At 57.6% G+C, this 6,492-nt stretch carries 5 protein-coding genes; 4 read left to right on the top strand and 1 reads right to left on the bottom strand.

From position 1 onward, the window contains the following. Positions 1-22: 22 nt before the first annotated feature. A complete protein-coding gene (gene pgi / locus BDE01S_RS07300; protein WP_066079480.1) occupies positions 23-1,669 on the bottom strand; it encodes a glucose-6-phosphate isomerase in 1,647 nt (548 codons plus the stop codon). 85 nt (positions 1,670-1,754) lie between these two features. Between pgi and BDE01S_RS11310 the strand changes: the two genes are divergently transcribed. The 4 genes from BDE01S_RS11310 to lysS all read left to right on the top strand — a co-directional run bounded on the left by BDE01S_RS11310 (position 1,755) and on the right by lysS (position 6,334). Beyond that, positions 1,755-1,976: a hypothetical protein gene (locus BDE01S_RS11310; protein WP_115225442.1), complete on the top strand. Its 222-nt coding sequence runs from the start codon at positions 1,755-1,757 to the stop codon at positions 1,974-1,976. Positions 1,977-2,099: 123 nt separating this feature from the next. Beyond that, the gene (locus tag BDE01S_RS07295; protein WP_066079477.1) at positions 2,100-3,146 is read left to right on the top strand and encodes a LacI family DNA-binding transcriptional regulator; all 1,047 of its coding nucleotides are present in this window, start codon (positions 2,100-2,102) and stop codon (positions 3,144-3,146) included. A gap of 156 nt (positions 3,147-3,302) precedes the next feature. Then, the gene (locus BDE01S_RS07290) at positions 3,303-4,622 is read left to right on the top strand and encodes an MFS transporter (protein WP_066079474.1); all 1,320 of its coding nucleotides are present in this window, start codon (positions 3,303-3,305) and stop codon (positions 4,620-4,622) included. A 200-nt stretch (positions 4,623-4,822) separates the two neighbouring features. Continuing rightward, a complete protein-coding gene (gene lysS, locus BDE01S_RS07285; RefSeq protein WP_066079471.1) occupies positions 4,823-6,334 on the top strand; it encodes a lysine--tRNA ligase in 1,512 nt (503 codons plus the stop codon). The last annotated feature ends 158 nt before the right edge of the window (positions 6,335-6,492 follow it).

Here is a 6,492-nt window from a genome sequence, read left to right as displayed (position 1 = left end):
TTATTGTGAGACTTATGCTGCGTCAGGCTTCATGCGCGGCTGATTTTTGGCAGGCGCGGTAGTGGGCAATCAGGCCGTTGGTGGAGCTGTCGTGTTGCGGCGTGGCGGTAGAGGACAGCTCGGGCTCGATGGTTTTGGCGAGTATTTTGCCGTATTCCACGCCCCATTGGTCGAAGGGGTTGATGCCCCATATCGTGCCTTGTACGAAGATTTTATGCTCGTAGGCGGCCAGCAGCATGCCGAGGTTGAAGGGGTTGATTTCGTCCAGGAGCAGGCTGTTGCTGGGGCGGTTGCCGGGGAATTCTTTTTGCGGGGCGAGTATATCGCGTTCGGCTTCGGGTAAATCGGCCAGCTCGGCGCGGGCTTCTGCCAGAGTTTTGCCGCGCATCAGGGCTTCGGCTTGGGCGAAGGCGTTGGCGACGGTAAAGCGGTGCTGGAGGCCGATTTGGTGCGGCGTGGTCATGGGGACGATAAAGTCGCAGGGGACTAGGCGCGTACCTTGGTGCAGCAGCTGGAAGTAGGCGTGCTGGCAGTCGACGCCTTCTTCGCCGAACACGATGCCGCCGGTAGGGCAGGATACGGGGGCGCCGTCGGCGGTGCGGCTTTTGCCGCAGCTTTCCATATCGAGCTGGTTGAGCCAGCCGGGGAAGCGGCGCATATTGTGGCTATACGGCACGACGGTGTGGCCGTCGGCTTGGTGGAAGTTGTTGTACCAAACGTGCAGCAGCCCCATCAGTACGGGGATGTTGTGCCGGAAAGCGGTATGGAAGAAGTGTTCGTCCATGGCGTGCGCGCCTTGCAGCAGCTCGCGGAAGCGGGCGGCGCCGAGGGCGACCATCACGGGCAGGCCGATGGCCGACCAGACGGAATAGCGGCCGCCGACCCAGTCGAACATGGCGAATACTTTGTCGGGCTGTATGCCGAAATCCAGCGCGGCTTCGGTGTTGCTCGAGATGGCGCAGAAGTGGCGGCCGATGTCCTGCTCGGGCAGGCCGGCGGCGCGGTACCAGGCGCGGGCGGCTTCGGCGTTGAGTAGGGTTTCGGGCGTGCCGAACGATTTGCTGGCTACGCAAAACAAGGTGGTTTCAGGGTTGAGGGCGGCAAGGGTGCGGGCGATGCAGGCGTCGTCGGCATTGCTGACGAAGTGCACGCGGACGTGGCGGCAGTAGTCTTCAAGGGCTTGGATGCAGACCAAGGGGCCTAAATAAGAGCCGCCGATGCCGATGTGGACGAAATCGGTAATGGCTTGGCCGGTGCTGCCGGTGTGGGCGCCGCTGAGTATGCTTTCGGCAAAATCCAATGCGTGGTTCAACTCGCGGTGGACTTTGGGTACGATGTTTTCGCCGTCCACATAGACGGGGTCGGCCGATTCGGGCAGGCGCAGGGCGGTGTGCAATACGGCGCGCTGCTCGCTGCGGTTGATTTTGCCGCCTTGGCGCATGGCCGTCATCTGTTCGGGCAGGCCGGCGGCTTCGGCTAAGGCGCACAGCAGCGGCAGGGTGTCGTCGGTGATGCGGTTTTTGCTGTAATCAAACAGCAGGCCGTGCAGGGTTTCGTGCATTTTTTGGAAACGCTGCGGGTCGGCGGCAAACTGGTCGCGCAGGTGCAGATGCGCGGTGGCGGCCTGATGGGTTTCTAAGGCTTGCCAGGCTGCGGTAAAGTCGGTCATGCGTTTTCCTTTGATGTGATCTTTTGGTGTGGTATTTTTCAGACGGCCTTGCGGCGGATTTCCGGGCGGGCGGCCTGCGTGATAGATGCTTATCCGAATGGCTGCGGGCAGGGCGGCGCGTGCCGCCAATCATGGCGGAATCATACCGTATTGTCCGGCTGCGGAAAAGGCGCGGGCGGCGCAAAGGCAGATGTGGCAAGGGTTTGACTTGTTGTTTTATGCAAATTTGCTTGGCAGGATTTTGTGGATTTTTGCATTTTATTTCATGCATAAAGGCCGTCTGAAAAATGCTGTTTGGATTGAATAACAAGACGTATGGAGTTTGCTTGATTTTTATCAAATATTTATCGAAAGATAATGATATGACACCGATGTCATGCGTGCTATCCTTGTAACAATTTTTAAATATTTTTAAGGTGCGGGTCGTAAGATGGCTACAATTTATGACGTCGCCGCCCGCGCGGGCGTGTCGCCGAAAACCGTCAGCCGCGTGCTTAACGGCGATGCGCCGGTCAGTGAGCGCACCCGCGCCAAAGTGGAGCAGGCGATTGCGGCTTTGGGCTATATCCCGTCTTCGGCCGCGCGCGGGATGCGCTCGAACCGCTCGGGGCTGGTCGGCTTGATTACCGGCGCGATTTCGCGCACCGGCGAGCATTTCCGCGTGCACGGCCTGCCCGATATGTTTCTGATTAAAGGCGTGCAGCAGAAAATCCGCGAGGCGGGCAAAACGCTGATGATTGCCGATGCCGGCAGCCGGGGCGACGGCCTGGCGCCGCTGATACGCACGTTTATGGCGCATCGGGCGGAGGGTATTCTGTATGTGGCGGAATATCATCAGGAAGTGGTGTTGCCGGAGATACCGGAAGCCTGCCCGATGGTGCTGGTGAACTGTTTTGACGCGCAGGGCACGCCGTCGGTGCTGCCCGACGACGCGCAGGGGCAATATGATTTGGTGCGGCGGATTATCCGCAGCGGCCACCGGCGCATCGCGTATCTGACGCTGCAGCCGAATATCGAAGCGACCCGCCTGCGTACCGCCGGATACCGCCGCGCTTTGGCGGATGCGGGCATCGCGTTTGATGAAGATTTACTGCAAACCGGCTACCCCGACCACAGCAACGACAGCGCGGCTTTGCTGGCTGCGGTGGTGAAGCTGCTGGCCCTGCCTTACCCGCCGACGGTTATCTGCTGCGGCAACGATGAAATGGCGGTGCGGGTGTACGGCATTTTGCGTACGCGCGGCCTGCGTGTGCCCGAGCAGGTGGCGGTGGCGGGCTACGACAACCACAGCGCCATTGCCGAAACGCTGTTTCCGCCGCTGACCAGCACCGAGCTGCCTTATATGCAGATGGGCGCATTGGCGGCGGAAACCCTGTTCCGCTTAATCGACGGTGGGCAGGCCGACGATCCCGCGCAGCCCTGCCGCGTGGCGGGCGAAACCGTATGGCGGCAGTCGGTACCCGCTTTGAGCGGATAAACAATCGCCGGATAAATCAGCGTGAAACAAAGTAGTTAAGCGTATCGTGCTGATGTTATCCGACTACGGCAGGCCGTCTGAAAAACGCCGCCCTGCCGCGAATGTGTTTGACCTTTTACCCACAAACGACCCTTTTCAATCAGGAGCGCATTCCAAATGAGCATCTCTCCGCAGGTGGCGATGACCCTACGCCAGATTATGCTGATGAACTTCGGTTTCTTCGGCATCCAATACAGTTTCGGCTTGCAGCAGACGGCGATTAATCCGATTTTCAGCTTCTTAAACGCCGACCCCGGCCAGCTGCCGATTTTGAACATGGCCGGCCCGATTACCGGCCTGCTGGTGCAGCCGATTATCGGCGCGATGAGCGACCGCACCTGGATTCCCGGCTTGGGCCGCCGCCGCCCGTATTTCTTAATCGGTGCGATTGGTTGCAGCCTGTGTCTGTTTATCTATCCGCATGTAACCGCCCTGTGGGTGGCCGTGTTGCTGCTGTGGCTTTTGGATATTTCCAACAATACCGCCATGGAGCCGTTCCGCGCCTTTATCGCCGATAAAGTGCCGGAGCATCAGCAATCTACCGGCTTTTTGATGCAGTCGGTGTTTACCGGCTTGGGCATTACTTTGGCCAACGTGTCGCTGTATATCTTCCAGCAAATCGGCTGGCTGCAGCAGACTTCCGAAGCCGGCATTCCTTACTGGGTATTCGGTTCATTCTACATCGGCGCATTCTGCTCCATCGCTTCCGTATTGGTGACGGTATTCTCCACGCCGGAAAACGAGCCGACCGCCGAAGAAATGGCCGCGCTGAAAGCCAAAAAAGAGCATTCTGCCGTCAGCGAAATTTTCATTGCCATCAAAGAAATGCCGTTTGCCCTGTGGCAGCTGGCGCTGGTGTATCTTTTCCAATGGTATGCCCTGTTTATCTACTGGCAATACATTTCCCACTCCATCGTCGCTTCGGTATGGAACTCGACCGCCGCCGATAAAGCCGCCTACGAGCAGGCCGTAGCGTGGACGGGGCTGGTAAACGGCTTTTATAACGTCGTGACCTTTATCTCCGCGTTCGGCCTGATGGTGATGGCGAAAAAATATGCGGCCAAATATGTGCACGCCTTTGCCGTTGCCCTTGCGTCCGCCGCCTTGCTGTCCATTCCGCACATCAGCGACAAATACCTGATGTTTGTGCCCATGATCGGTTTCGGTATCGGCTGGGCGAGCATGATGGGTGTGCCGTTTATGATTGTGGTGAACGCCATTCCCAAAGAGCGTTACGGCGTGTATATGGGCATTGTGAACATGATGATTGTGATTCCGATGCTGATTCAAACCGTGACCTTCGGCGCGATTTACGATACCTTCCTGCATACCCCGGCCAACGCCATGACCTTCGGCGGCGTGTTCCTGGCAATTGCAGCGGTATTGACCCTGCTGATTAAAACCAGCAACAAAGCGCCCGCCGCGCCGCAGGCGTAAGCATCAAATTCGAAAGCCGTCCGTTGATACGGGCGGCTTTTTTCATGCCTATCGGCAGGATTTTCAGACGGCCTGATGTGGATAAATAGGCCGATATCGCGTAAAATAACGTGTTTCAAGATAAAGATGCCGCAGCTTTGCCGCGCTGACCTAATTGCTTAGGCCGTCTGAAAAACGGTCTTCTTTTTTCGGAAACTGAAATGAGCGAACAAACCAACCCGCAAGCCGAACCGCAGCTTGATGAAAACCAGATCATCGCCCTGCGCCGCGAAAAATTAAACGACATCCGCCAAGCGCGCATCGCGTTCCCCAACGATTTCCAGCGCGACAGCTTTGCCGGCGACCTGCATGAAAAATACGGCGCCCTGAGTAAAGAAGAGCTCGACCCGCAAGGCATTCCCGTAAAAATCGCCGGCCGCATGATGCTCAAGCGCGCCATGGGCAAGGCCAGCTTTGCCACCGTGCAGGACGTGAGCGGCCAAATCCAGCTCTACATCAACAATCAGGGCGTAGGCGAAGCGGCGCACGACGATTTCAAACATTGGGATATGGGCGACATCATCGGCGCATCCGGCACGCTGTTTAAAACCAACCACGGCGAGCTGACCGTGCGCGTCTCCGAAATCCGCCTGCTCTCCAAAGCCCTGCGTCCGCTGCCGGACAAACACAAAGGCCTGGCCGACCAAGAAGTCAAATACCGCCAGCGCTATGTCGATTTGATTGTGAACCCCGAATCGCGCGATACCTTTATCAAGCGCAGCAAAATCATCCAAACCGTGCGCAATTACATGGTCGGCGAGCAGTATCTGGAAGTGGAAACGCCGATGATGCACCCGATTCCCGGCGGTGCGACGGCCAAACCGTTCGTCACCCACCACAACGCGCTGGATATGCCGCTGTATCTGCGCATCGCGCCGGAGCTGTATTTGAAACGCTTGGTCGTGGGCGGCTTGGAGCGCGTGTTTGAAATCAACCGCAGCTTCCGCAACGAAGGTATGTCCACCCGCCACAATCCCGAATTCACCATGATGGAATTCTACGAAGCGTTCTGCACTTACGAGCGCATGATGCAGATGACCGAGGGCGTGATTCGCGCGGCGGCGCAAGCGGTGTGCGGCACGGCGAAAATCACTTACAACGGCAAAGAAGTCGATTTGGAAAGCCCGTTTGAACGCTTGACCATTTTGGAAGCGATTAAAAAATACAATCCGCACTACACCGACGAGCAGTTGCACGACGAGGCATGGCTGAAACAGGAAATCGTCAAACACGGCGAAAAAATCCCGCCGTCGCCCGGTATCGGCAGCCTGCAATTGGCCTTATTTGAAGGCTGCGCCGAAGGCAAACTGTGGAACCCGACCTTCATCATCGATTATCCCGTTGAAGTGTCGCCGCTGGCGCGCGCTTCCGACACCAAGCCCGGCCTGACCGACCGCTTTGAATTATTCGTGGTCGGCCGCGAACTGGCCAACGGCTATTCCGAGTTGAACGACCCCGAAGACCAAGCCGCGCGTTTCAAAGCGCAGGTGGCGCAAAAAGATGCGGGCGACGACGAAGCCATGCACTACGATGCCGACTACATCCGCGCCATGGAATACGGCCTGCCGCCGACCGGCGGCAGCGGCATCGGCCTCGACCGCCTGGTGATGCTGCTGACCGACGCGCAAACCATCCGTGATGTGATTTTGTTCCCGCAGATGCGCCCGGAATAATCCGTTACGTTTCAAAAAAAGCCGTCTGAAAAACGCTGTTTTTCAGACGGCTTTTTTGCGGGCAGGGCAGGCAGCCTGTTTATATAGTTGGAGAGTAAATTCTGATACAAGGCGAACCAACGCCGTAGCAGAAACTACTCTTCGACTATATTGAAAAA

The sequence above is a fragment of the Bergeriella denitrificans NBRC 102155 genome, from assembly GCF_001592185.1.
Lineage (GTDB): Bacteria > Pseudomonadota > Gammaproteobacteria > Burkholderiales > Neisseriaceae > Neisseria > Neisseria denitrificans.
This window is presented reverse-complemented; position numbering and strand designations above follow the sequence as displayed.